Source organism: Streptomyces sp. NPDC050164 (genome assembly GCF_044459945.1).
In the GTDB taxonomy this organism is placed as follows: Bacteria; Actinomycetota; Actinomycetes; order Streptomycetales; family Streptomycetaceae; genus Streptomyces; species Streptomyces coeruleorubidus_A.
In genome coordinates, this window is the sequence record NZ_JBITJK010000032.1 from 22546 (window position 1) to 46228 (window position 23683).

Here is a 23683-nt window from a genome sequence, read left to right on the forward strand (position 1 = left end):
GTACCCCACCCGTACGCCGACGCCAGTACGCCGGTTTACTCCCGCCGTCAGACGCCTTCACCACCCCCCTCCCGGCACGGTGGCAGCGTGAAGCCGAAGCAGAAGCCCCACACGATTCCGAACCTCGGCCGCCGGGCGCGCCGGGCCGTTCTCGTCGTCCACGTCACCGCCTCCGCGAGCTGGCTCGGGCTCACCCTCGGGCTGCTCGCGCTCGGGACCACCGCGGCCACCACCGGGTCCGCCGTGACCGTGGAGGCGTCCGTCCGGGCCATGAAGCTCTTCGCCGACCGGCTCCTGCTCCCCGTCGCGTTCCTCACGCTGCTCAGCGGACTGGTGCTGTCCCTGGGCACGCCGTGGGGACTCGCCCGGTACCGCTGGGTCTGCACGAAGTTCTGGCTGGCCCTCGCCACGACCACCGCCACGGTGTTCGCCCTGCGCCCCGGGGTGAACTCCGCGGTCACCGCCGTCGTGGCGGGCGGGCCCCTGCCCGACGCCGGGGACGTCCTGTTCGGGCCGGTCGTCTCGCTGTCCGCGTACGTCTTCATGACGGTGATCTCCGTCCTGAAGCCCTGGGGTCTGACCAGGCGGGGCAGGAGGCTGCGGGCGGCCGCCCGGCGTGCTCCGCAAGACGCCTGAGGTCGCACACGAACACCTTAAGGTCGCACCCGCACCCCTAAGGCCATACGCTATTTGCCTAATACTATTAGGCAGATGCACACTTCCTTCTGGCAGAAGGGAGCGCCCATATGGCACGCGTAGGACTGACACCGGAACGCCTGACCCAGGCAGGTGCCGAACTGGCCGACGAGGTCGGCTTCGAGCAGGTCACCGTCTCGGCGCTCGCCCGCCGGTTCGACGTCAAGGTCGCGAGCCTGTACTCGCACGTGAAGAACTCCCAGGACCTCAGGACCCGGATCGCGCTGCTCGCGCTCACGGAACTCGCCGACCGGGCCGCCGACGCCCTGGCCGGGCGGTCCGGCAAGGAAGCCCTGTCCGCCCTCGCGAACGTCTACCGCGACTACGCCCGGGAGCACCCCGGCCGTTACGCCGCGGCCCAGCTGCGGCTCGACCCGCGGACGGCGGCGGCGAGCGCCGGCGTCCGGCACGCGCAGATGACCCGGGCGCTGCTGCGCGGCTACGACCTGACGGAACCGGACCAGACCCACGCGGTCCGGCTGCTGGGCAGCGTCTTCCACGGGTACGTCAGCCTGGAGATGGGCGGCGGGTTCAGTCACAGCGCTCCCGACACCGACGACACCTGGGCCCGGATCCTCGACGCCCTCGACACGCTGCTGCGGAACTGGCCCGCACCCCCCACCGACTCCCGAGGCTGACACCATGCACACCGAGCACGACTGGATCACCACCCCCCTCACGGCGGACCTGCTGCGCGGCGCCCTCGACCTGGAGCGCACCGAACACGGGCTGCTCCCGCACCGGCTGCCCGCCCGGGCCCGCGCGCAGAACACCAACGCCCAGCTGGCCATGGCCGAGGCCCAGCCGTCCGGCGTACGGCTGGCGTTCCGTACCGCCGCGACCGCCGTCGAGCTGGACACGCTGCGCACCAAGCGCGACTACGCCGGCTTCCCGCCCCGGCCGGACGGCCTGTACGACCTGCTCGTCGACGGGCGCCCGGCCGGCCAGACCGCGGGCACGGGCGGCAACGTCCTCACGATCGACATGGCCACCTGGGACGGCGAGGTCACGCCGGGCCCGGTCGGCACAGTCCGCTTCACCGGCCTGCCCGCGCGCGAGAAGGACGTCGAGATCTGGCTGCCGCACAACGAGACCACCGAGCTCGTCGCCCTGCGCACCGACGCGCCCGTGGCAGCCGTGCCGGACCGGGGCCGCCGGGTGTGGCTGCACCACGGGAGTTCGATCAGTCACGGCTCCGACGCCGCGAGCCCCACCGCCATCTGGCCGGCGATCGCCGCGTCGCGCGGTGGCGTGGAACTGGTCAACCTCGGTCTGGGCGGCAGCGCGCTGCTCGACCCGTTCACCGCGCGCGCCATGCGGGACACCCCGGCCGACCTGATCAGCGTCAAGATCGGCATCAACATCGTCAACGCGGACGCGATGCGGCTGCGCGCGTTCGGTCCGGCCGTGCACGGTTTCCTCGACACGATCCGCGAGGGGCACCCCGACGCCCCGCTGCTGGTCGTCTCCTCCATCCACTGCGCCATCCACGAGGACACGCCCGGCCCCACGGCCCCGGACCTCAGCGGGCTCGGCGAGGGCCGGTTGCGGTTCTCCGCCATGGGCGACCCGGCGGAGGTGGCCGCCGGGAAGCTGACGCTCGGTGTCATCCGCGAGGAACTGTCGCGCATCGCCAAGCAGCGCGCCGCCGAGGACCCCAACCTCCACTACCTCGACGGTCTCGACCTCTACGGCGAGTCGGACGCGGCCGACCTCCCCCTGCCCGACGAGGTCCACCCGGACGCCGCCACCCACCGCCACATCGGCGAGCGCTTCGCCGACCTGGCCTTCGGCCCTGGAGGGGCCTTCGCTTAAAGAGGGCTGAGCGGGGCGCGTGTCAGACCCGCCTCCTATGCTCCCGGTCCATGACCGCCGACGCGCTCGACTACTCCCGCCCCGGCCCTCACACCCGTCTGGAGGCCGGGCAGTCGGCGCTCCTGGAGCGGCTCCCGGACGACCCGGTCGAGATCTGCGCCGCCGTCACGGGCCTGGTCATCCAGCCCTCGGACGCCGCTCGGCTCGGGCTTCCCGAGGCGCGGATCGCCGAGAAGGACATCCGGCCTGCCGTCGGGCTGGTCGCGGCCCTGGCCGCCCTCGACCCCGCCCCGCTGCACCACCCCAGGAGCCCGGAGCAGCGGGTCGTGGGCACCTGCCGGCACTTCGCCACCCTGGCCTGCGCGTTCCTGCGGGCCAGGGGTGTTCCGGCCCGGGCCCGCTGCGGCTTCGGCACCTACTTCTTCGAGGGCCGCGGCCTCGACCACTGGATCACCGAGTACTGGCACACCGCCGAGGCCCGCTGGGTGCGCGTCGACACCGAGCACCTCGGCAGCAGCTACGTCGAACACCCCGAGGACCTCGCGCCCGGCGAGTTCCTGACCGGGGGTGAGGCGTGGGTCCGCTACCGCGCCGGTCTCCTCGACCCCGGACTGTTCGGCGTGGCCGGCACCGAACACGCCTGGGGCCCCCACGAGATCAGCGGCAACGCCGTCCGCGACCTCGCCGCCCTGTGCAAGCACGAGATGCTCAACTGGGACGAGTGGGGCCGGATGACGGAGGCGTACGAGGGCCGGACGGGCCCCGCCTACGACCGCCGCATCGACGTGCTCGCCGCCGCCTGCGCCGCCGACGAACCGGCGGCCCTGGTCAGCCTGTTCACGGACCCGCACTTCGCGGTGCCACCGCACCTCACCCCGTAGCCGGCCGGGCGAACACCCACTTTTTTGTGGGTACTGGGCAACGCCCGGACGCCCGGGGGATGCTGGTCGCAGGGCGGCCGGAAAGACGCCGGAGCGGGCAGAGGACGGAGGTGACGTACGGGTCAGGAGGCCGGCCGGGCGGCCTCGGACAGTTTCTCCAGGCGACGGTGGCCCCAGTCGGACAGCGGGGCCAGCGCCTCGGCCAGTTCGCGGCCGAACCCCGTCAGGGAGTAGACGGTCTTCGGCGGCCGTACGTCGTACACCTCCCGGTGCACCAGCCCGTCCGACTCCATCTCCCGCAACGCCTCGGTCAGCACCTTCTCGGTGAGACCGGGCAGTTGCCGGCGCAGTTCCCCCGGGCGGCGCGGACCCGACTCCAGGAGCCAGAGCAGGGTCGTCTTCCACTTGCCGTCGATCACGGCGATCGCGGCGGTCACTCCGCAGACGTTCGCATCCTGGCGCCGGCGCGTCATCTTCGCCCCATTCGTCATCCATTCGTCGTCCATGGTCATGGCACTCGAAGGAGTTCAAGCGTGTCCACGTACAGCACATCCCCGGCCCCGGGCTATTCCGGTCGCCCGCCCGCCGGAGGCGCCGCCACGGTCACCGTCCTCGGTCTCGGCCCGATGGGCCGGGCCCTGGCCGGGGCGTTCCTGGACGCGGGCCTGCGCACCACGGTGTGGAACCGCACGCCGGGCCGGGACCGGGAGCTTGTCGACCGCGGTGCGGCGGGCGCCGCGTCGGCGGCGGAGGCGGTGGCCGCGAGCGAGGTGACCGTCGTCTGCGTGGTGAACTACGACGCCGCCGACGCCGTCCTGCGCCAGGACGAGGTCGCCACCGCCCTCAAGGGCCGCACGGTCGTGAACCTGACCGCCGACACCCCGGCCCGGGCCCGGGACACCGCCGGCTGGGCCGCCGCGCACGGCGTCCGCTACCTGGACGGCGCCATCATGACCCCGACGACCACCATCGGCACCCCCGACGCCGTCTTCCTGCACAGCGGACCGGCGGACCTCTACGCCGAACTGGCCCCCGTCCGGGAGGCGCTGGGCGGCACGCACACCCACCTCGGCGAGGACGTGGGCCGGGCCGCGGCCTACGACATCGCCCTGCTCGACATCTTCTGGACGGCGATGGCCGGCTACGCGCACGCCCTGGCGGTGGCCCGGGCCGAGGGCGTCACCGCGAGCGAACTCGCACCCTTCGCCCAGGGCATCGGGGCGATCCTCCCACCGATGTTCGCCGAGACCGCGGCGGACGTGGACGCCGGCACCTACACCGGCGAGGGCAATCCGCTCACCTCGGCCGTGTCGAGCATGTCCCACGTCGTCGATGTCTCCGAGGCCCACGGCATCGACGCCGGCGTCATGCGCGCGGCCGAGGGCATGGCCCGCCGCACCATCGGTCTCGGCCACGGAGGGGACGGTTTCATCCGCATCGCGGAGGTCATCGGGCGGCGCTGAGGCGGGAGTCGTGGTCAGCTCCGGGGCCCGGCCGCGTGCGGCACCGGCACCCACAGCGGCCGGATGCCGATGTCCGGCGCCGGTCCCTAGGGAGTGTCCGCAAAGTCCCGCCCGTCCTCCGGGCGGACGACGGGACGTTGCGGACACCCCCTAGAACGGCAACGGCCTCCCCCGCACCACCTCCAGCCGTGACACCGCCCGCGTCAGCACCACGTACAGCCGGTGCAGCCCCCGTTCCTCCGCCTCGGCGATCGCCGCCGGCTCGACGGCCACGACATGGTCGTACTCGAGGCCCTTGACGACGCTCGCGGGTACCAGGGACACGCGGGCACCGAGTTCGTCCGGGCCCGCGGCCTCGATGCCGGCCGCCTCCAGGGCCGCCCGGACCCGGGGCACGTCGGCGTCCGCCGCGGCGACCCCGACGGAGCCCTCCCGCCCGAGCGCGTCCCGGACGGCCGCCACGACCGCCCCGGGCACGCCGTCCACCGTGGTCTCCCGCTCCCTCAACTCCCCGTCCCCGCGCAGCGAACGGGCCGCCGGGACGTCCACGTCCAGCCGCTCCAGCAGCCGGTTGGCGAGACCGACGACCGCCTTCGGCACGCGGAAGCCGGTGGTCAGCTCGACCACGGCCGCGTCCGGTTTCCCCAGGTGCGACAGGACCGTCCGCCACGACCGTGCCGCCCACGGCGTCGTCCCCTGCGCCAGGTCGCCCAGCACCGTCAGCGAACCGAAGCGCGCCCGGCGGGCGATGGCCCGGCACTCCATCGCGGACAGGTCCTGCGCCTCGTCGACGACGACGTGCCCGTATCCCTCCGGGTGCTCGATCAGCCCGGCGACCTCGTCGAGGAGCACCAGATCGGCGGCCGACCAGCGCGCCGACTTCCACGACCGGGGCGGCCTGGCCCACAGCAGCGCCCGCTGCTCACCGGCGCCCAGCAGCCCCTCGGCAGCCGACGCCAACGCCGCCTCGCCGCCGAGCAGTTCGGCCACGACCTCCTCGGGCCGCACCCGGGGCCAGACGGCATCGACGTACGCGGACACGGGCCGGGCCCGCTCGACCCGGCGCACCCAGGCCTGGCCCGGCGGACCGGCCCGCCGCTCGACCTGCTCGCGCAGACTCCGCACGATCCGCGCCCGCACCCGCTCCCGCCCCACTCCGTACGGCGGTTCCTCCTCCCGCACGCCGGCCACGATCCGCGCCAGTTCCGCCTCCGGCACCCGCCACCGGTAGGACCCGTCCGGCACGGCGAGCGAACCGGCCCCCTCGGTGCGCACCCGCGCGTACAGCGCCCGCCGCAGCACCTCCGCCATCCGGACGTCGTGCTTGACGACGGCGGCGGCCTCGTCGTCCACACCACGGACCGGCCACCGCGCGACCTCCTCCCCCAGGGTCGACTGCCGGACCCCCGTCTCGCCGAGCGCGGGCAGCACTTCGGCGATGTACGACAGGAAGGTGCGGTTGGGCCCGAGGATCAGCAGACCGCCGCGCCGGATGCGCTGCGGGTGCGTGTACAGCAGGTACGCCGCCCGGTGCAGTCCTACGGCGGTCTTGCCGGTGCCGGGCGCCCCCTGCACGCACACCGACACCGCCAGGTCCCCGCGTACGAGGTCGTCCTGCTCGGGCTGGATGGTCGCGGCGATGTCCCGCATGGGCCCGACGCGGGGCCGTTCGATCTCCCGGGCGACGATCTCGCTGTCGCGGACCTCCCCCTGCCCCAGGTGCTCGTCCTCCAGGCCGGTGAGGTCGCCGGAGTCGCCCCGGCTGCCGGGCGCCCACCCGAACCGCCGGCGCACGGCGACGCCCTGCGGGTCACGGGCGGAGGCCTGGTAGAAGGCGCGCGAGACGGGTGCCCGCCAGTCGACGACGAGGGGCGGCTTTGCCGGGTGCTCGGAGATCCGCAGCCGCCCGATGTGCAACTGCCCGTCCCCGCCGTGCAGGGCCCCGAAGAACAGCGGCCCCTCGGGCAGTTCCCGCAGCGCCTTGGCCCTACTGCGCAGCCGGTACCCGAGGACTTCGGCATCGGCACCGGACGCGGAGACGTCCTCCCCGATGACGACCTGTTCACCGGCGCCCTCGACCATCGCGGCGAGGGCGGCCCGGCAGCGTTCGTGGTGGGCGCGTTCCTGGTCGAGGACGTGCTGAAGGGCAGGCTCGGTCGACGTCATTCCACCGAGCGTACGCGAAAAACGTGACCGAGTTAAATTTGTTACTCTGTCACGCCTGGCTGGCCCTGCCGCCCCTGGACGGTCGGCGGCAGCCCCGCCGCCAGCCACCCGAACGCCCGCTCCGCCGCCGCCACCGCATCCGGCCGCACGTCCGCCACCCGCTCACCCGCCGCGATCCGCCGCCAGTTCTCCAGCGCGAGCACCCGCAGCACGGCCATGATCTGCCCGGCCGCCAGCCGCGCGTCCAGATCCCCGCCCAGCACCTCGGCGAGCTCGGCCTCCGACCGCTCCTGATGCGTGTGCGCCCGGGCGACCAGGGAGGGCGTGCCGTAGAGCAGCCTGTGGAAGGCGAGCACCCGGGGGTCGTCGTTGAGTCCGGTCACGGGATCCCCCCGCTCCAGCCCCTCCAGGAAATGCCGCCGCAAGGCCTCCACGGGCGGCTCCTGCGCCCCCGCCACCACCCGCGCGGCCTCCCCCTCGTGGTCGGCGATCCGGTACAGCACCAGATCCTCCTTCGCCGGGAAGTACCGGAACAGCGTCGGCTTGGAGATCTCGGCCGCCGCCGCCACCTCGGCGACGGACACCGCGTCGAACCCCTTCTCCAGGAAGAGCCGGATCGCGGTGTCCGACACGACCTGGTACATCCGCTGCTTCTTGCGCTCGCGCAGCCCGATCTCGCTCATGCGGCGAGCCTACGCAGTACGGCGAGAGGGGAGTCCGCCTCAGGAAGTGCCCGACTCGGTGAGCACGGGCCGGTCCCCCTGCGCCGCCTCCATCTCGCTGTGCCAGCGGATCAGTGCGGCCATGATCTGCGCACGGCTCGGCACCTGCGCCAGGCCGAGCGGCTGTGCGGCGGCGGCAAGGATCCTCTGCAGCTTGCCGGCGGCCACGGGCAGGGCCACCCAGTTGAAGCCGGCGTCCTCGCGCAGGGACAGCGACACCCGGATGACGTCGGTGAAGACCGACTGCGCCCGCTTGAAGCCGAGGATCAGCGGCAGGTCCCGCTCCCACCCCGACGAGCTGCCCGGCCGGATCCGCTCGACCAGGTCGCACCATTCACGGACCATACGGCTCTCCTGATCGCCCGGATAGCGCATCAGGTAGAGGTGGGTGGCCAGGTCGTAGAGCGGATCGCCCAGCATCGCCAGCTCCCAGTCGATGGCCCAGAGCCGGCCCTTCGGATCGAGGACGAAGTTCTCACGGTGCAGATCCGCGTGCAGGAGACAGAACGGGCGCTCCTGGAGCCCCAGCACGTGCTTCCTCAGCAGGGTGAACGATTCCTCCGAGATACCGAGCGCGCGGAACAGGCCGGCGAACGCCGTGTGGTTCTTCCGGTAGACCTGCTCCTCGACGAAGACGATCAGACGTTCCAGAAAGCCGGCGCTGTCCCCGTCCTCGGCGCGGTCCCGGTGCTCACAGCGCCGCTCCACGCTCAGCATCTCCGGCGTGACGCGCACCATCTCCCGGAAGAGATCGACGATCTGGTCGAACGCCGCGTCGGGAACGCGCCGACCCGGCCGCCGCTGCTCACCGAGCGTCCGTCCCTCGATGAAGCCCTGCAGCGCCATGCCGGCGACGTCGACGATGCCGGGGACCCGGCTGATGTGCCCCTGGAGGGCGCGGAGCAGTTCCTCCTCCGACCTGAAGCACCTCCGGTCGAACCACAGGATCTCCGAGCGCGGCTCACGGACCTTGACGGTTCGTGTCCCACCGGGCAACGCGAGGACGTAGGTCTCGTGGTGGTACCCCTTGAGTGGCCCCTGGACCAGGTTCGGGTCGCCGCTCATCTCGACTGCTCGCTGCCGAGCCCCGGAGACCGAGGGGGGTGTCATTGGGTGGTTCAGCCTGCCCCGGTGGTGCGGATGGTGTAAGGGGGAAGGCACGTTACTCCACCGCACGCCGTGATCAGGGGAGAACCCGGCTATCGAGCCGAACTCGTCCCCTCCCAGGTGATCCCAGGTGAACCGGCGCCCGCCCCGGACAGCAGCAGGCCTAGCCGCGCCGCAGCAGCCCCAGTACGGGCTCCAGGGATTCGACGACGGTGCCGGCTCCCGCTTCCCTCAGGATCTTGGCTTTCCGGGGGTTGCGCGCGTACCCGAGGAACGGCACCCCGGCCTGTGCCGCGGCATCGCGGTCCGAGGGGGTGTCGCCGATCATCAGGGCGTCGGCGGGGGCGGCGCCCATGGCGCTCAGCGCACGGTTGAGGCAGTGGGGGTCCGGCTTCAGGTGGTGGAGCTCCTGGGTGCGGCCGTAGACGTGAGGGGCGAAGCAGCCGACGAGGCCGCGGCTGTCGAGGTACTTGCGCACCACCCGCGGGGAGTTGTTGGTGGCGATCGCGAGGCGGGAGCCCACCGCCGACCAGGTGCGTATCAGCGGATCCGCGTACGGGGTCGGCATCGCCGAGAACGCGGCCCGCAGTTCCTCCTGGGTGAGGCGTTCCTCCAGCTCGGCGACGAGGTCGCTGCCGGGATGCCGGCGGTCCACGGCGCGCAGGACGACATGCGGGTCGAGCGACTCGCGTTCCGCGTCCGTCAGCAGGCCGTGCAGACCCCGGCCCTCCAGCCAGGACACCAGGTCGCTCGCCACCCGGTCCGCCGAGTGCCCGGCGAACAGACGGCATATGGGCCCGTCGAAGTCCCAGAGCACGACACGGGCGCCTTTGATCAGAGTCAGGAGATGGTGCTGATCGTTCTCGGTCTCGACTGTCACCGAACCAGTCTGCGTCGTATCAGAAGTCACTAGGAGAGTGTCAGGTCCGAGGTGATGGTTTCCCAGAGGGCGTCGAACCACTTCTGGGATTCCTGTACGAACGCCGCGTCCCGCAGGCCCGCCCGTCTCACGAAGGAGAAGAGGAGCGACTGGGAGCCGAGGACGTCGTACATGTCCAGGGTCTGGCTGCCCCACTCCTCCGCCCGCCTGGTCAGCATGTAGTAGCCGATCAGCGCCTCCTCCTGGTTGAGCAGGTACAGCTTCACCGGCGGGGTGAAGGGCAGCGCGCGGAACGTGACGTGGACGTCGATGCCGTGCGTGGAGCGCAGGGCGAGCAGGTTGTGCTGGAGGACCTGGCCCTGGGCGTTGCGCATGGCCAGCCAACGCTGGTGGACCGGGTTGTCGTCGCCGTGCGCCTCCACGGGGACGGGGAAGGCCAGTTCGATGTCCCGGGAGGGGACCAGGATGCGGACGTCGATCGACTCCGGGTGGATACGGCCCTCGTGGATCAGGCGGAGCGGCTCGCCGATGGCGATCATCAGGGTCTCCGCGGTGTGGCAGACGACGTCGACGCGGACGCGGCGGGCCGAGAACGCCTCGGTGAGCCGCGGTGCCAGGCCCACCATGGTCGGCTGGGGCTCGCCGCGGGCCGGGGCGGGCGCGGCGATCCGCGGCGGGCTGCCCTTGCTGACGTTGGTGAGGAGGCCGTCCTCCTGGAGTGCCCGCAGGGCTTGACGGACGGCACCGCGTTCCACGCCGAACTCCTCGGCCAGTTCGGCCTGGGTGGGCAGGCGGTCCCCCGGCTTGAGGTCTCCGGCGCGGATGCGGTCCCGCAGGATGCCGGCGATCTCCTGGGGCGAGAGCCTGCTGCTGCCGTTCACTGCCACGTTCTCCGCCACATTCTCCTGGGTCACGACCAAACGCTACAACTCTGATCCATCTGACGGGAGTTGTTTGCGAGTTGTTTATAACTAGGGGCCAAGTGGGGACAACTTAATCATAGTTGGTTGCCAACTTACCCAAGTTGGCGGAAGTTTTGCCTCCGAACTTCCGAAGGGGGAAGACCAATGCCCGCCCTCGCTCTCCTCTCCGCCGCCTTCGTCGTCGCCTTCGAGCAGCTCGTCCAGTGGAAGTACGGCCCGGCCGGAATCGTCGGCCTGATCCTTCTCACCGTAGGCATCAAGGCCAAGAGCCCGGCCGTCAGCTCCGCCGGAGCGGTCGTGCTCGCGCTGCTGATGACGGGCCCTGCCCGATAAGTCAGCTGGTGAGCACCAGCTCCGAACTGATCGTCTCCCACAGCGCGTTGAACCACAGGTGCGACTGCTCGACGAACGTCGTGTCGCGCAGGCCGGGGCCCTGCTGGAAGGAGAACAGCATCGACTGGGTGCCCTGGGCGTCGTACATCTCCAGGCGCTCGTGGTCGATCTCGGCCTCCCGGCGCATCAGCGTGTAGTACGCGAACAGCGCCTCCGCGTTGTTGAGCAGGTACAGCTTCACCGGCGGGGTGAAGGGCAGCGCCCGGAACATGACGTGCACGTCGATGCCGTGCGTGGAGCGCAGGGCCAGCAGGTTGTGCCGGAGGACCTGCCCCTGGGCGTTGCGCATCGCCAGCCACCGGTCGTGTACCCAGTCGTCGCCGCGCCCCTCGACCGGCACCGGGAAGGCGAGGTCGATGTCCCGGCTCGGCAGCAGGACCCGGACGTCGACCTTGGCCGGTTTCAGCCGTCCGGCGTGGATCTGCCGCAGCGGCTCACCGATGGCGAGCGTGAGGGAGATGGAGGTCAGGCACACGGCGTCTATCTCGACGTGCTCCGCCGCGAAGGCCGCCGCGATCCGGGGCGCGAGGGCCACCGTGGTGGGCAGGGGCGGAGCTTGCGGGCCGGTCAGCGCCCTGGCGAGGTCAGGGGCGACGGTCGCCGGGCTGCCCTTGGACACGTTGGTGAGCAGCCGCTCCGACTGGAGGATGCGCAGGGCCTGGCGTACGGCACCGCGCTCGACGCCGAACTCGTGGGCCAGCTGGGCCTGGGTGGGCATGCGCTCACCGGGCCGCAGCACTCCTGACCTGATCCGGGCGCGCAGTTCGTCGGCCACCTCGTGATGTGTTCTCTGTGGCCGTTGCGACCTCTTCCGTCCATTGACGGAGGCGTGTTCCGGGTCCACAACCAAACAGTACAACTTCCCGCCATCTTTCGGCAGTTCAGCACTAGGTGGTTATGAGCCGCTTCCAAGCGGAGATAAGTACAGTGAAGTTGGTCGCCAACTTCAGCGACATGGTCAGACCTTCAGAGGGTTGGCCATCCGCCGTGGGGCTCCCTTCCGGAGGGGAGCCGGGAGCCCCGGCCGGCCGGCACCACCGCCGGCAGTCACCACCGCACAACAACCACAACCGAACAGCTCGCTACGGATGCGGGATCCCTGTCGTCGGCGGAAGGGAGCGGTTCAGAACAGGTCCGGGCACCAAGGCCGCCTGGACGTACGCAGCAGGGCGTCGGCCTTCCGGGCGGCGCCCGCTCGTTCTTCCCGCACCCCGCCCAGCGCCGCCAGCCGCACCGCCGACTCGTCCCCGAGCCACAGCGCCCCCAACTCGACCAGTCCGAGCGTGAGTTCCGCACTCTCGGTGGTCGGCGTACAGGACGCCCCGTCGCCCGAGGCCTCCAGCCGGTAGCGCCCGCCGGTCAGACCGTCGACGCCGGCGACCTCCAGCACCAGCGTCCCCTCCCCGTCGTACGTCCGCGCCTGAAGCGCGCCTGCGACGTCGAGGATCCGCACCCACAGCCAGTCCGCCAGTGAGGTGATCCTGGCCGCCCGCGGATCCGGCAGGACGTGCGGGAGCAGGTCGTCGGGGGCCCGCCAGCCGCTCTTGACCTGCACGACCCAGTCGATGGAGCACAGGTACTGCCACAGGGCGCGCTCCGCGGCCGGCGTGACGCCGATCAGCCACCTCACCGTCGCCGTGTTCAAGGGCTGCTTGCCATCGCCCCAGTTGTCGTCCACGTCGTAGGCGGCCATGCCCTCGACCTCGCCGGACGCCGAGCGGTACACGGCGAAGAAGGGCTGCTTCCAGGACGGGTCGACCCGTACGGCGCCGGTGTTCCACTTCCACCACAGCTCGTCACGGTCGATGGCGCCGGGCTGGAGGCGGCACAGCCGCTCGTGCAGGTCGGGGCCGAGCTTGCGGACGTCCTCGCCGTCCACCAGGTCGATCCGCCCGCCGTCCGCCGGGCCCGCCCAGCGGGCGTCGAGACCGGCACGCGGCACGTCGACCGTCCACTCGGACATCCAGGTCGCCGGCCCGAAGCCGTACCGGCCGTAGATCGGGTACTCGGCGGCGATCAGCGTCGCGACGACGTCCCCGCGGTCCTTCGCGGCGGCCAGGTCCCGCGCCATCATCCGGCTGAGCAGCCCGCGGCGGCGGTGGGTGGCGTGGACGGTGACGCCCGAGACGGCGTCGGCCGGGACCCTCGCCCCGCCCACCACCGTGAGCTCCTGGTCGAAGGACCGGAAGGTCGCCACGCACCGGCCGCCGTCGAAGGCACCGAGGTAGCGGCCCGGGACGAACCGTTCACGGCGGCCCTCGATCTCCTCCTCGGACAGGGCGGGCACCCGCAGGAAGCCGGTGTTCACGGCACGCAGCCAGTCGGCGAACTCGGCTTCGGTGATGGGGCGTACGTCGATGCCGTCGGCGCGGGGAGTGGCGGTCATGGCATCACGCTAGGCGGAGGGCCGGTCGGTGTCGCGTAAATATCGACCGGCCCTCCCCAGACCCCCGAGCGACTTACACGAGCAGGTCGTCGACCTGCGCCTCCCCCTCGCGGTACCGGCGCGCGATCTCCGCGCTGCACTCGTCGGCCGTGCGCTGGAGCCGCTGCCGCCGCTGGGAGACCTGCTGCTCGTAGCGCACGAGCCGCCGCATCGCGGTGTTCAGCTCCAGGTCCGTCCGGGCGTCCAGATCGGACAGCTCGACCTCGGCGAGCATCTCCGCGGCCAGCCGCCGGTACTCCTCGCCCTGCGGCGTCCCCAGGGTCAGGTGGCGGGCGGAGGAGCGGTGCCGGGCCGGGGCGTCCCGCAGGATCTCCGCGAGCCGCTCGACGACGGACGCCTGAGCGGGTACGGCGACGGAGGCCGTGCCCACCGGGGTGCGCCGCGTCAGCTCCGCCCGCAGGATGTCGATCCGCCCCTGGAGCAGCCGCCGTACGTAGCTGAGGTCGGCTTCGTCGCGCTGGGCCTCGCGGCGCAGCGAACGCAGCTCGGACAGGTTCAGCGCGGTCAGATCGTGCTCGGGAGCGTCCGAGGGCAGCGGCGGGCTGTCGGTGCGCTGTGTGGGCGGCCGGTGGTACTCCGACGCCCCGATCCCCGTGTGGCTCGACCAGGCAGCCTCCAGCGGATGCCCGGTACTCGATGTGCTCATGTGCCTCAACCGTCCCCTCGACCGGTGTGTGAAAGCATCGTGCCACCCCAAGTGGCCGCTATGGGAACGAGTGCCCCTGATAGGCCCCAGATGGGCGGGTAAGCAGCAAAATACGGCCGTGCGCGGCCTGTTGGTGCCCCGCACAAACCACCCTTTCGGGCCATGCGCGAACCGCCCGCGATCGCGCGTTCACCGCCCTGCATGATGGACGTATGCGAGCAGTGGTGCAGAGGGTGGACGGCGCGAGCGTCGTCGTGGACGGCGAGACGGTAGGGGCGATCGAAGGCGAAGGGCTGTGCGCCCTGGTCGGGGTCACGCACGAGGACACCAAGGAGAAGGCGGCCCAGCTGGCCCGCAAGCTCTGGTCGATCCGCATGCTCCACGACGAGAAGTCGTGCAGCGACATCGACGCCCCGCTCCTGGTGATCAGCCAGTTCACCCTGTACGGCGACGCCCGCAAGGGCCGCCGCCCCACCTGGAACGCCGCCGCCCCCGGCGACGTCGCCGAACCGCTCGTCGACGAGGTGGTGGCCCAGCTGCGCTCGCTGGGCGCGACGGTGGCCACGGGCCGCTTCGGCGCGGCCATGCGCGTATCACTGACGAACGACGGCCCGTTCACCGTGCTGATCGAGATCTGACCCGAAAGAACTACAAGCTCTACGGCTCGACGACGACTTCCTGGGCCGCGGCCGTGTCCCCGGCCACCAGCGGCGCGTCCACGGCCACGTTCCGCTTCACCAGCGCGAGGGCGACCGGCCCGAGCTCGTGGTGGCGTACGGAGGTCGTGATGAAGCCGATCTTCCGGCCGTCGGGGCCGTCGTCCGCGAGCCGGAGCTCGGTGCCCGCCACCGGCAGGTGGACCTCGCTGCCGTCCAGGTGCAGGAAGACCAGCCGGCGCGGCGGCTTGCCCAGGTTATGCACCCGGGCGACCGTCTCCTGGCCCCGGTAGCAGCCCTTCTGCAGGTGCACCGCAGAGCCGATCCAGCCCAGCTCGTGCGGGATGGTGCGGTGGTCGGTCTCGAAGCCCAGCCGGGGCCGGTGCTGCTCCACGCGCAGCGCCTCGTAGGCGAGGATCCCGGCGGGCGGCCCGGCCTGCCCGGCGTACGCCTCGAGGTCGGCGCGCGCCAGGAACAGGTCCCGGCCGTACGGCGTCTCCCGTACGACGACGCCCTGAGGCACCTCGGCGATGGAGCCGGCCGGCAGGTGCACCACCGCGATGTCGGCCGTCCGGTCGGCGACCTCCACCTTGTAGAAGAACTTCATCGACTCCAGGTACGCGATCAGCGCCTCCTGGGTGCCCGGCTCGACATGGGCCCAGACCGTCTCGCCGTCGTCGACGAGGTAGAGGGAGTGCTCGATATGGCCGTTCGCGGACAGGATCAGCGCTTCGGTGGCCCGGCCCGCCGGGAGGTCGCTGACGTGCTGGGTGAGCAGCAGGTGCAGCCAGGCGAGGCGGTCCTCGCCGGTGACGGTGACGACCCCCCGGTGCGAGAGGTCCACGAAACCGGTGCCGTCGGCGAGGGCGCGCTGTTCGCGGAACAGATCGCCGTAGTGGGCGGCGACGCCTTCGTCCACGCCCTCGGCGGGGACGGCGCCGGGCAGGGTCAGCAGGGGGCTCTTCATATCCGTAAGCCTACGACTCGGTAGTTGAAGCCTTGAGCGTGCAGTCCTCGCACCGGCCGAAGATCGCGAAATGCTTCATGTCGGTGTCGAAGCCGAACGTCTGCCGCAGCTTCGCGGTGAACTCGGCGGCCACGGCGACGTCCGCCTCGATGACGTCCTGGCAGTCACGGCAGACCAGGTGGAGGTGGTGGTGCCGGTCCGCGAGGTGGTACGTCGGCGCCCCGTGCCCCAGATGGGCGTGGCTGACCAGGCCGAGCTCCTCCAGCAGCTCCAGAGTCCGGTACACCGTGGAAATGTTGACCCCCGACGCCGTCTTCCTCACTTCCACGAGGATGTCGTCGGGGGTCGCGTGCTCAAGGGTGTCCACGGCTTCGAGCACGAGTTGCCGCTGCGGGGTCAGCCGGTAGCCGCGCTGCCGCAGATCGCTCTTCCAGTCGGTGCTCACCACAGCACCCAGTGTAGAAGCGCCGGCCCGATCACGGATACGGCGGCAGCCGGCCCGACATCAGGAGATCCGAAAGAGTGTCGCGCAGGACACCAGCGGTCCTGACAATGTCCTCATGGGCCCGGATCTTCTCGTCGACCGCCGCCAGGGCAACTCCGATGTCCCGCTGCTGATCGACCGGGGGGAGCAGGACCGGCAGTTCCGACAGGGTGCGTACGGTGATCGATCTCATGCCGGTCGTTCCCACGGCTCGGCTCCCCAGCCAGTCGGCCGTCGCCCGGCGGGCGAGATACGCGACGAGGTACAGCGCCTGCGCCGGATCGTGCGGTCGCACGCGCAGCAGGTGGGTGTTGTAGAGCCACTCCTGCTCGTGCTCCGTGACCAGTGCCGCCCGGCCGACCGTCCCGGTACGGCTCACCAGGATGTCGTCGGCGACGAGCCGGTGTCTGCGGAGTTCGCGCGCCCGCTCGGGGGACAGGTGTGGCATCCCCGGCTCCGGCGAGATCCTCCGGTTGCGGAGATCGGCCGGACGGACCAGAGGAACACCACCGGTCACCTCCTCGCTCCGGCGCAGTGCCGGCCCGCCCGACTGGATGTCACAGATGTCGCCGAGGGGGACCGGCTGCCACCCTTCCGGGATGCCTTCGCGACTGTCCGCGCTCACAGGCCGTACCTCCTCAGCAGCTCATCCACCGCGGTGTCCGCGGCACGGGCCCGGCTGTGCGCCTCCGCCATCCGTCCGGCCAGCACGTTCAGTTCGCTCGGGTCCACGGCCGACGCGTCTGTCGGAAGGTCGCTCGACAGGTAGACGGAAGGGCTGAGCGTGTGGTCCCGCTCCCTGATCTCGGCGAGGGGTACGGCCCTGCTCACCCCCGGGATGCCCGGGTAGGGGCGCCCGGCCGCCCGGGCCGCCCACCAGGACTCGTACTCCCGGAAAATGCTCTGCGTCTCTTCCGGGGCGAGCGCTCTCTGCACCCGGGAGGCCATCGATCCGAACCGCCTGGCATCGACGAAAAGGACCTCGTCACCGCTCCCCTCCGGATACCGCAGCAGCCAGATCGTGACGGAGATGCTGGTCGTGGTGAACAGGTGGGAGGGCAAGGCAATCAGGGCCTCCACCGCGCCGTCCTCCACCATGGCGGACCGGATCCGCCGTTCGGAGGGGTTGGAGGAGAAGGCCGCGATGTCGGGCATCACCACGGCCGCGCGCCCGCCTGCAGCGAGCGAGGCCACGACGTACTGGAGCCAGTCGAAGTTGGCGTTGTGCCGGGGCGGCTTACCGTAGCGCCAGTGCGCGGGGTCGCCGGGATACTCCGGAAGCCGGGTGTTGAACGGCGGGTTCGCGACGACGCGGTCGAACGCGCGGCGCCCGGGGCCGAGCCCTGCGGACGGGGCGGTGTGCCCGGGCCGCAGATCGGCGTCGGTCACGCCGTGCAGCGCGAGGTTCATACCGGCGAGGGCCAGCGGGTGTTCCCCCACTCCGGCCCCACTGGCCTCGGGCAGCGCCCCCTCCCGGGCGTCCGCCACACCGTCGAGTGCGGCGGCCAGCAGCTCACCCGCGCGCACGAAGGGATCGTGCACACTCCTGACGCCCCGAGCGTCGTTGGTCATGAGCTTCGACACGAGGTCGACCGCGGCACGCGGCGTGAAGAAGTCACCGGCCGTCCTGCCCGCGAGTTCGCCGTACCGGGCCAGGAGCCATTCGAAGGCCTGCGCGTACTCCGCCCGCTCCACCGACCCCGTCTCGTCCAGCAACTGCACGGTGTCGGCTACCCGGGAGTCGCCGAGCCTCCTGGAAAGGGCGAGGAGCAGTTGGCCATGGCCGGGGCCCAGACCCTGTTCGACAGCGCGCGCGAGGAAGCGGACGAGCAGCTCACCGGAGTGCGGGAGCTGATCCCTGCTCGCATCAGCCGTCACTCTCTTCCATTCGTCGGGCAGGCAGCCCCGCACGTAGACGAGCGAGAGCAGCACGGTGAGGTAGTCCGCCACGGAAAGCTCCCCGCGGAAGCGTTCCGCCTCCGGGCCGCCCAAGCGCTGCACGACTTGAAGCAGCGCCCCGGCCCGCGCCCCTCCCAGACCGGCGCGGAACCGGTCCCCGTAAGTCGTCCCGGCCGGCTCCTCGGGCCGCCGCGCGTTCGCCGGAACAGTGCGCCGCTCCAGCCATGCCAGGATCTCGGCGGCCCGGAACACCTCGATCTCGCCAAGACCGTCGGCGCGGTCCACGACGGCCGGATCGGGAAAGTCCTGGTGCCTCCGCTCCCAGTTTGTCACCGCGGGCCGTCGCACCCCCGCGAGCCGCGCGATGTCGGCCCGCGAGACGAGTACGTCGTCGATGTCACTCACAGCGCCTCCCCGAGGAGTCAGAAGCGGGGCGGCCTCGAACCGCTCAGCACGTCCCCGCGGCTCGCAAGGACAACCGGGAAACGGTCCATGGCCTGCGCTTCCTTGGCCAGCTGCGGGTCGATGTAGCCCAGCATGCGGTAGATCTTTGCATGGTCGGCCGCGAGGTCCCGGTGGTGGATCGGCTCGTGGTGCATGATCCGGTTCCGCAGCAGGACCAGTGACCACAGACCGTCGTAGAGGGCGTCGCGTCGGCCCGAGTAGTGCGCGAATGCCTTATGCACGGTGGGCACCCAGAACAGACGGTCGTAACGCGATCCACCGCTGACCAGGGAGGCCCAGAAACCAAAGGACAGCTCGGCCACGATGTCGTCCGCCGGTGCGGGAACGAGCCCGCGGCGCTCACACTTGCTCCGCGCCTTGCCCACGAGCCGCTGTCCGTTGGGACTGAGCGGTGCCACAGCCCACCAGTCGGCCCTGCCGTAGGCGAGGCAGAGTTGATGATGGAGGGCATTGCGCAGGGCGAGCTCCAGACAGTGCAGTGAGCCGTACAGCGCGGCGGACGCCTCGACGTTCCACCAGTACAGCCGCCCGGCCACCACGGCGTTGCCGCGCGCCGCGCCCACGTAGCGCGCCAGCCTGAACTTGGAAAAGGCGCGCAGCATCCACTCCGGCAGCTGGTCGGTCACTGTGATCCCCCTCTTTTGGGCATGGCTTCGCCCAGCATGGTCCAGGTACGGGAAGACCCACCGTGATACGGTGAGATACGAACGCCCTGGGCTCGCCTCTGCACAGCACGCCACCCGGGGCACGGCTTTCGAACCCCCGGCCGCACTCCGTGCGCGGCCGGGGGTTTTGCTTTTCACACACCGCGCGAGGATCACACCACTCGGCGCTGCGGTCTCCACCGTAGCCACAAAGGCAACTGTTCGCAACCGCAGTGAACTGCTAGAGCGATCTGTTAACCCCTCCCGGCGGATTCAGAGAATGGCCCTGACGCACGTGGAGTGGCCCCGGCCATGTCCGGCCGGGGCCACTGGGAAGCGAGGGGCGCGGGGACTACTTGAAGAAGGCGATGCCGTCGTCCGGCATATCGTCGGGCAGGGCCTTGGCCCAGCGCTCGACCTCCTCCGGGGTGACGACCTTCTTCAGGTGGGCCGACATGTAGGGGCGCAGCTCGACCTCGGGGGTCTGCTTCTCGCCGACCCACATCAGGTCGCTCTTGACGTAGCCGTACAGCCGCTTGCCGCCGGTGTACGGCTGGGAGGCGGCGGTGCGGGCCACCGCGTCCGTCACGAGGTCGATCTGCGGCTTCTTGTCGGCCAGCTCGCCGTACCAGATCTCGATGACGCCGTCGTCGCGGGTCATCGTCACCTCGACCTTGCGGTCGGCGTCGATCCGCCAGTAGCCGTGCTCGGACTCCAGCGGCCGGACCTTGTTGCCGTCCTTGTCCAGCACCCAGCTGTGGGAGCGGTACTCGAGGAAGTCCCGGCCGTCGTGGGTGAAGGCGACCTCCTGCCCGAAGTTGCACTTCTCGGAGCCGGGGAAGTCGTGCACACCGGCACCGGCCCAGTTGCCGAGCAGGAAGGCGAGCGGGACGAGGTCTTTGTGGAGGTCGGACGGGATCTCGATCATGAGAGGTTCCTAGACGTGGGTCAGCGCTGGCCCTGGTACAGCTTCTTCACGGTGAGCCCGGCGAAGGCGAGGACGCCGACGGCGACCAGGACCAGCAGGATTTCGAAGAAGAGTTCCACGGGGTGCTCCTTGAGCGGGGTGCGGATGTGTGCACAGGGCCGGGCCCAGCTTACGCGGCCGGACCCCGGGCCTCTTTGTGAGGTGGGCCCGGGGCGGGAGTCAGCCGAGCAACTGGCTCTGCAGGGTCACCGTCTGCTGGAAGGGCACGGCCCGCGCACCGCCCTTCCGGGACTGCACGACCAGCGCGAGGGTGTCACCGGCGGCGAGGTAGGCGTGACGGACCTGTTCGACGCCGTGCGGCCTGGCCTCGTCGTAGACCACGCGCTCGACGTCGTCCACCACGGCGTCGTCGGGGAACGTCTTGTCGTTCGCGGACGTCCCGGCCCCGCGCAGGGGAAACTTCGGCGCGCTGTAGGGGGCGAGGTAGGGCGCGAGCAGCCCGTCGACGACGGCCGCGGTGTCGAACCGGAGCAGGTAGATCCGGGTGCGGGTGCCGTCCGGCATCGTCCAGCCGCGGGCGGCGATGTGCCGCAGACCGTGGTCGGTGAGGTGCTGCCCGAGTTCCTCGCGGTCGTCCTTCGTGGCGTACTCCGCCAGGAGGTCCTTCTTCGCCGCCCAGCCGGCCGAGCCGCGCAGCGCCTTGTCCTCCCTGGCGCCCTTCGGAGCGGGCAGGAGGAGGGCACGCGGGTCGGCGTGGTGCGTGCCGGCCGTGTTCGCCTCGGCGAAGGGGCCCGCGCTGCCGGAGGGCAGCGGCGGGCGGGTGAGCACCGGGTACTCCCAGCGCCCGTCCGGCTCCGTCGCGAGCCCGGGTACGTCGGTCCGGTCCATTCGCGTGATGCCGAACGCCGTGGCCGCGCCGACCGCCGCGCAGACGGCCACGGCGGCGGTCCAGCGCAGGACGGCCCGCAGGACCCGGCGGTCCTTGCGCACCAGGCCCGACGGCACGTCCGGCCGCGCCACGGGCACGGGCGGAACGGCGGTCTGCTGCTGCTCGGTCATACCGCCTCCCCCGGCTCGGCTATACGGTCGAGCTGCTCGCGCAGCAACATCGCGGCCCCCTTGGTGTCGAGTGGATCCGCGCCGGCCGCGACGGCTGTGACCAGGACGTTCCCGACATAGGCCGAGCAGTACATCGTCTCCAGGTCCCCGTCGGTGTCCTTCGGCGGCAGGAAGCAGTGGGCGTTCTTGTGGCCCTTGATCTCCGGGCCCTTGCGGAAGGCGCCCAGGGCGTCGGCGACCTCACTCCGGAAACGTGAGGCGTCCCGGACTGCGGCCCTGTTGTCCATCTGGGCGAGCTCGACGCGCACCGTGTAGGCGTCGTCGGTGTAGGCGTCGGAGAGCTTGGTGGTGCTGAGGTAGCTGCGCATGGCGATGCCGGTGATGCGCAACCGGTCGACCGCCTTCTCCAGCCGCTTGCGCTGGGTGCGCGGCAGGCCGCTCAGGGACTCCTTGCGCAGGGCCGTGGCCTGCTCCCCGCTCAGCGCGGCGTCCGAGCCGTACGCACCGAGGTCCGGACCGCGCCCCCACCCGTTGGTCCCGGGGGCCCCGTACGGCACGAGCATGCCGGCGAGCCCGGAGGGGGCGGCCTTCTCGTCCGCCTCGGCCTTGGTCTTGTTCCGGGGAAACGTCCAGACGGGGGCGCCCGCGTCCCGGTCGGCGCCGTTCACGGCCACGACGGTGTAGCCCGCGCCGCCGGCGACGGTGACCGCCAGCAGGACGGAGGCGGTGACGGCGGCGACACGACCACGGCGTGCGGGCTCCTTCTGCGGCTCGGAGACGGGCTCGGACATGGCCGTCGACTCCACCGGCTCCACCGGCTCCAATGTGTCGCTCACAGCCGCTCCATCTGCCGCTCGGCCAGATTCATGATCTTCGCCTTGGGAATCGGCTTGGTGTCCGTCACCCAGATCTCCACGGCGATGTCGCCACGCCAGGCGTGTGCCTCGGCGGTGTACACCGGAACGTAGCCGGGCTCGGTCTCGGGCCGGTCGTGGACGTACACCCGACCGTCCCCGGTGCCGGGCACGGCCCAGCTGTCGGTGCCGCCCTCGGCCTCGGCCCAGTACTGGCTGTTGCCGGTCCTGTCGGCGGCGGCAAGCACCTCTTCCTGCCGGTACTGCACCAGGCGGATCTCCACGTGGTACGTGCCGTCGACCCGCCAGCCGGTGACGGCAGCGCGCCGGAACTCGTTGCTGACGAGCTCGCCGAATATCTCGCCCGGCTTCTTGTAGTACGCCGCGTAGCCCGCGAGGTCCAGCCAGCCTTCGTCGCCCATCAGATACTCGGCGTCCCGCGCCCCGCGCGGCTTCTTCAGCAGCAGCTTCCGCAGGTCACCGTCGGTCTTCACACGCCTGTCCCGCGCGGCCGACAGCGGCTCGGGACCGTCGCCCGTGGCCTGCGCGAGCGACGGCTGCGAGAGCGAGGGCAGCTTGGTGGGCGCGCGGTCCACCTGTACGAGGTAACCGGCGCAGGTGCCGGCGACCAGTCCGAGCACGGCGGCGGCACCGATCAGCGTGACCGTACGCCCCCGCCGACGGCGACGCGGCCCGGACTCGGCCACGGACTCGCCGGCCACTTCTTCGGGTACTTCCAAGACGTCCCCCACAGAACGTGAAGCGCGCATTCCGTATGCGCGCGCACAGGAGACCTTCAGGCAGTGCCCGGAGTTGTAGGGGCGTTGATTACGATTCGGCCATGGCGAAAAAGCTCGTGATCAAGGTGACGGCGGGGGCCGATGCCCCCGAGCGGTGTTCCCAGGCGTTCACGGTGGCGGCGGTGGCCGTGGCGAGCGGCGTCGAGGTCTCCGTGTGGCTGACCGGCGAGTCCGCCTGGTTCGCCCTGCCCGGCCGGGCCGCCGAATTCGAGCTGCCGCACGCGGCCCCGCTCCCCGACCTGCTCGACTCGGTCCTGGCCGCCGGCCGCGTCACCCTGTGCACGCAGTGCGCGGCCCGCCGCGAGATCACGGAGCAGGACGTCATCAAGGGCGTCCGGATCGCCGGCGCCCAGGTCTTCGTCCAGGAGGCGATGGCGGAGGAGACCCAGGCGCTCGTCTACTGAGACGGCTCAGCCGCCTCCGTGAAGAGGCAGAAGGGGTGGCCCGCCGGGTCCAGGAGCACCCGGACGCCGTCCTGCGGCTGGTACTCGGCCAGACGCGCGCCCTCGGCCAGGGCCCGTGCGGTCTCGGCTTCCAGGTCGTCGACCTCGATGTCGAGGTGGATCATCAGCTGCTGCCGGTCCGGCGTGCTCGGCCAGACGGGCGGCCGGTAGGCGGGCTCGGTCTGGAAGGACAGTCCGGTACCACCGTCCGGCGGCCGGATGTGCACCCAGTCCTGCCAGTCCTCCCCGCGCCACACCCGCCACCCGGGCAGCAGCCGCAGGTAGAAGGCGGCCAGCTCTCGGGCGTTCGGGGCGTCCAGGGTCGCCGCCGTCAGACGCACGCTTC

General features: G+C 71.4%; 27 protein-coding genes. 8 read left to right on the forward strand and 19 right to left on the reverse strand.

The window, feature by feature from the left end:
• Nucleotides 1–87: 87 nt before the first annotated feature.
• The 4 genes from ACIBNA_RS32450 (at nt 88) to ACIBNA_RS32465 (ending at nt 3392) form a co-directional block, all read left to right on the forward strand.
• Nucleotides 88–636 (forward strand): DUF2269 domain-containing protein, encoded by a 549-nt coding sequence (locus tag ACIBNA_RS32450; protein WP_399168751.1) that lies wholly within the window; start codon nt 88–90, stop codon nt 634–636.
• 110 nt (nt 637–746) lie between these two features.
• Nucleotides 747–1334 carry a TetR/AcrR family transcriptional regulator gene (locus tag ACIBNA_RS32455; protein ID WP_399168752.1) on the forward strand — a complete coding sequence of 196 codons (588 nt, stop codon included), beginning with the start codon at nt 747–749 and terminating at the stop codon, nt 1332–1334.
• Nucleotides 1335–1338: 4 nt separating this feature from the next.
• Entirely contained in the window at nt 1339–2511 is a 1173-nt protein-coding gene (locus tag ACIBNA_RS32460) for a GDSL-type esterase/lipase family protein (RefSeq protein ID WP_399168753.1), read from the forward strand.
• Nucleotides 2512–2561: 50 nt separating this feature from the next.
• Nucleotides 2562–3392, forward strand: a complete 831-nt coding sequence (locus tag ACIBNA_RS32465; RefSeq protein WP_399168754.1) for a transglutaminase-like domain-containing protein — start codon at nt 2562–2564, stop codon at nt 3390–3392.
• A gap of 122 nt (nt 3393–3514) precedes the next feature.
• Here ACIBNA_RS32465 and ACIBNA_RS32470 read toward each other — a convergent pair whose 3' ends face one another.
• Entirely contained in the window at nt 3515–3865 is a 351-nt protein-coding gene (locus ACIBNA_RS32470) for a winged helix-turn-helix transcriptional regulator (protein WP_399168845.1), read from the reverse strand.
• A gap of 60 nt (nt 3866–3925) precedes the next feature.
• Between ACIBNA_RS32470 and ACIBNA_RS32475 the strand changes: the two genes are divergently transcribed.
• On the forward strand, nt 3926–4855 hold the full coding sequence (locus ACIBNA_RS32475; RefSeq protein WP_399168755.1) for an NAD(P)-dependent oxidoreductase: 930 nt from the start codon (nt 3926–3928) through the stop codon (nt 4853–4855).
• A 150-nt stretch (nt 4856–5005) separates the two neighbouring features.
• On the opposite strand, the gene ACIBNA_RS32480 is transcribed toward ACIBNA_RS32475, so the two are convergent.
• From ACIBNA_RS32480 to ACIBNA_RS32500, 5 genes are all read right to left on the reverse strand, one after another.
• Complete coding sequence (locus ACIBNA_RS32480; protein WP_399168756.1) at nt 5006–7021, reverse strand: HelD family protein; 2016 nt, start codon at nt 7019–7021, stop codon at nt 5006–5008.
• Nucleotides 7022–7062: 41 nt separating this feature from the next.
• On the reverse strand, nt 7063–7704 hold the full coding sequence (locus ACIBNA_RS32485; RefSeq protein ID WP_399168757.1) for a TetR family transcriptional regulator: 642 nt from the start codon (nt 7702–7704) through the stop codon (nt 7063–7065).
• Nucleotides 7705–7743: 39 nt separating this feature from the next.
• The gene (locus tag ACIBNA_RS32490) at nt 7744–8808 is read right to left on the reverse strand and encodes a phosphotransferase (protein ID WP_399168758.1); all 1065 of its coding nucleotides are present in this window, start codon (nt 8806–8808) and stop codon (nt 7744–7746) included.
• Nucleotides 8809–9013: 205 nt separating this feature from the next.
• Nucleotides 9014–9730, reverse strand: coding sequence for an HAD family hydrolase (locus ACIBNA_RS32495; RefSeq protein WP_399168759.1), 717 nt, complete (start codon nt 9728–9730; stop codon nt 9014–9016).
• Nucleotides 9731–9759: 29 nt separating this feature from the next.
• Nucleotides 9760–10650, reverse strand: coding sequence for a winged helix-turn-helix domain-containing protein (locus ACIBNA_RS32500; RefSeq protein WP_399168760.1), 891 nt, complete (start codon nt 10648–10650; stop codon nt 9760–9762).
• 147 nt (nt 10651–10797) lie between these two features.
• Between ACIBNA_RS32500 and ACIBNA_RS32505 the strand changes: the two genes are divergently transcribed.
• On the forward strand, nt 10798–10986 hold the full coding sequence (locus tag ACIBNA_RS32505) for a hypothetical protein (RefSeq protein WP_010036177.1): 189 nt from the start codon (nt 10798–10800) through the stop codon (nt 10984–10986).
• Between the two features lies 1 nt (nt 10987).
• Here the strand turns inward: ACIBNA_RS32505 and ACIBNA_RS32510 are convergent, their stop codons facing one another.
• From ACIBNA_RS32510 to ACIBNA_RS32520, 3 genes are all read right to left on the reverse strand, one after another.
• Entirely contained in the window at nt 10988–11896 is a 909-nt protein-coding gene (locus ACIBNA_RS32510; RefSeq protein ID WP_399168762.1) for a winged helix-turn-helix domain-containing protein, read from the reverse strand.
• A gap of 273 nt (nt 11897–12169) precedes the next feature.
• On the reverse strand, nt 12170–13432 hold the full coding sequence (locus ACIBNA_RS32515) for a GNAT family N-acetyltransferase (protein ID WP_399168763.1): 1263 nt from the start codon (nt 13430–13432) through the stop codon (nt 12170–12172).
• 73 nt (nt 13433–13505) lie between these two features.
• On the reverse strand, nt 13506–14138 hold the full coding sequence (locus ACIBNA_RS32520; protein ID WP_399168764.1) for an aerial mycelium formation protein: 633 nt from the start codon (nt 14136–14138) through the stop codon (nt 13506–13508).
• 212 nt (nt 14139–14350) lie between these two features.
• On the opposite strand from ACIBNA_RS32520, the gene dtd reads away from it, so the two are divergent.
• On the forward strand, nt 14351–14776 hold the full coding sequence (gene dtd / locus ACIBNA_RS32525) for a D-aminoacyl-tRNA deacylase (RefSeq protein ID WP_274817338.1): 426 nt from the start codon (nt 14351–14353) through the stop codon (nt 14774–14776).
• Nucleotides 14777–14795: 19 nt separating this feature from the next.
• Here the strand turns inward: dtd and ACIBNA_RS32530 are convergent, their stop codons facing one another.
• From ACIBNA_RS32530 to ACIBNA_RS32570, 9 genes are all read right to left on the reverse strand, one after another.
• On the reverse strand, nt 14796–15761 hold the full coding sequence (locus ACIBNA_RS32530) for a YgfZ/GcvT domain-containing protein (RefSeq protein WP_399168765.1): 966 nt from the start codon (nt 15759–15761) through the stop codon (nt 14796–14798).
• A 10-nt stretch (nt 15762–15771) separates the two neighbouring features.
• Nucleotides 15772–16209 (reverse strand): Fur family transcriptional regulator, encoded by a 438-nt coding sequence (locus ACIBNA_RS32535; protein ID WP_274817340.1) that lies wholly within the window; start codon nt 16207–16209, stop codon nt 15772–15774.
• A gap of 28 nt (nt 16210–16237) precedes the next feature.
• Entirely contained in the window at nt 16238–16870 is a 633-nt protein-coding gene (locus ACIBNA_RS32540) for a restriction endonuclease subunit S (protein WP_399168766.1), read from the reverse strand.
• The gene (locus tag ACIBNA_RS32545) at nt 16867–18549 is read right to left on the reverse strand and encodes an N-6 DNA methylase (RefSeq protein ID WP_399168768.1); all 1683 of its coding nucleotides are present in this window, start codon (nt 18547–18549) and stop codon (nt 16867–16869) included. Before ACIBNA_RS32545 ends, ACIBNA_RS32540 begins: the two co-directional genes overlap by 4 nt.
• Nucleotides 18550–18566: 17 nt before the next feature.
• Nucleotides 18567–19235 carry a hypothetical protein gene (locus ACIBNA_RS32550; RefSeq protein WP_399168770.1) on the reverse strand — a complete coding sequence of 223 codons (669 nt, stop codon included), beginning with the start codon at nt 19233–19235 and terminating at the stop codon, nt 18567–18569.
• A gap of 370 nt (nt 19236–19605) precedes the next feature.
• Nucleotides 19606–20181: an FABP family protein gene (locus ACIBNA_RS32555; protein WP_399168771.1), complete on the reverse strand. Its 576-nt coding sequence runs from the start codon at nt 20179–20181 to the stop codon at nt 19606–19608.
• A gap of 219 nt (nt 20182–20400) precedes the next feature.
• Nucleotides 20401–21240, reverse strand: coding sequence for a hypothetical protein (locus tag ACIBNA_RS32560; RefSeq protein ID WP_399168772.1), 840 nt, complete (start codon nt 21238–21240; stop codon nt 20401–20403).
• Nucleotides 21237–22076: a hypothetical protein gene (locus ACIBNA_RS32565; protein WP_399168773.1), complete on the reverse strand. Its 840-nt coding sequence runs from the start codon at nt 22074–22076 to the stop codon at nt 21237–21239. Before ACIBNA_RS32565 ends, ACIBNA_RS32560 begins: the two co-directional genes overlap by 4 nt.
• On the reverse strand, nt 22073–22834 hold the full coding sequence (locus tag ACIBNA_RS32570; RefSeq protein ID WP_399168774.1) for a hypothetical protein: 762 nt from the start codon (nt 22832–22834) through the stop codon (nt 22073–22075). Before ACIBNA_RS32570 ends, ACIBNA_RS32565 begins: the two co-directional genes overlap by 4 nt.
• A 101-nt stretch (nt 22835–22935) precedes the next feature.
• Here ACIBNA_RS32570 and ACIBNA_RS32575 point away from each other — a divergent pair, with 101 nt between their 5' ends.
• Nucleotides 22936–23298 carry a DsrE family protein gene (locus ACIBNA_RS32575; protein ID WP_399168775.1) on the forward strand — a complete coding sequence of 121 codons (363 nt, stop codon included), beginning with the start codon at nt 22936–22938 and terminating at the stop codon, nt 23296–23298.
• Here ACIBNA_RS32575 and ACIBNA_RS32580 read toward each other — a convergent pair.
• The gene (locus ACIBNA_RS32580; protein ID WP_399168776.1) at nt 23292–23678 is read right to left on the reverse strand and encodes a VOC family protein; all 387 of its coding nucleotides are present in this window, start codon (nt 23676–23678) and stop codon (nt 23292–23294) included. The genes ACIBNA_RS32575 and ACIBNA_RS32580 overlap by 7 nt on opposite strands.
• Nucleotides 23679–23683 lie beyond the last annotated feature (5 nt).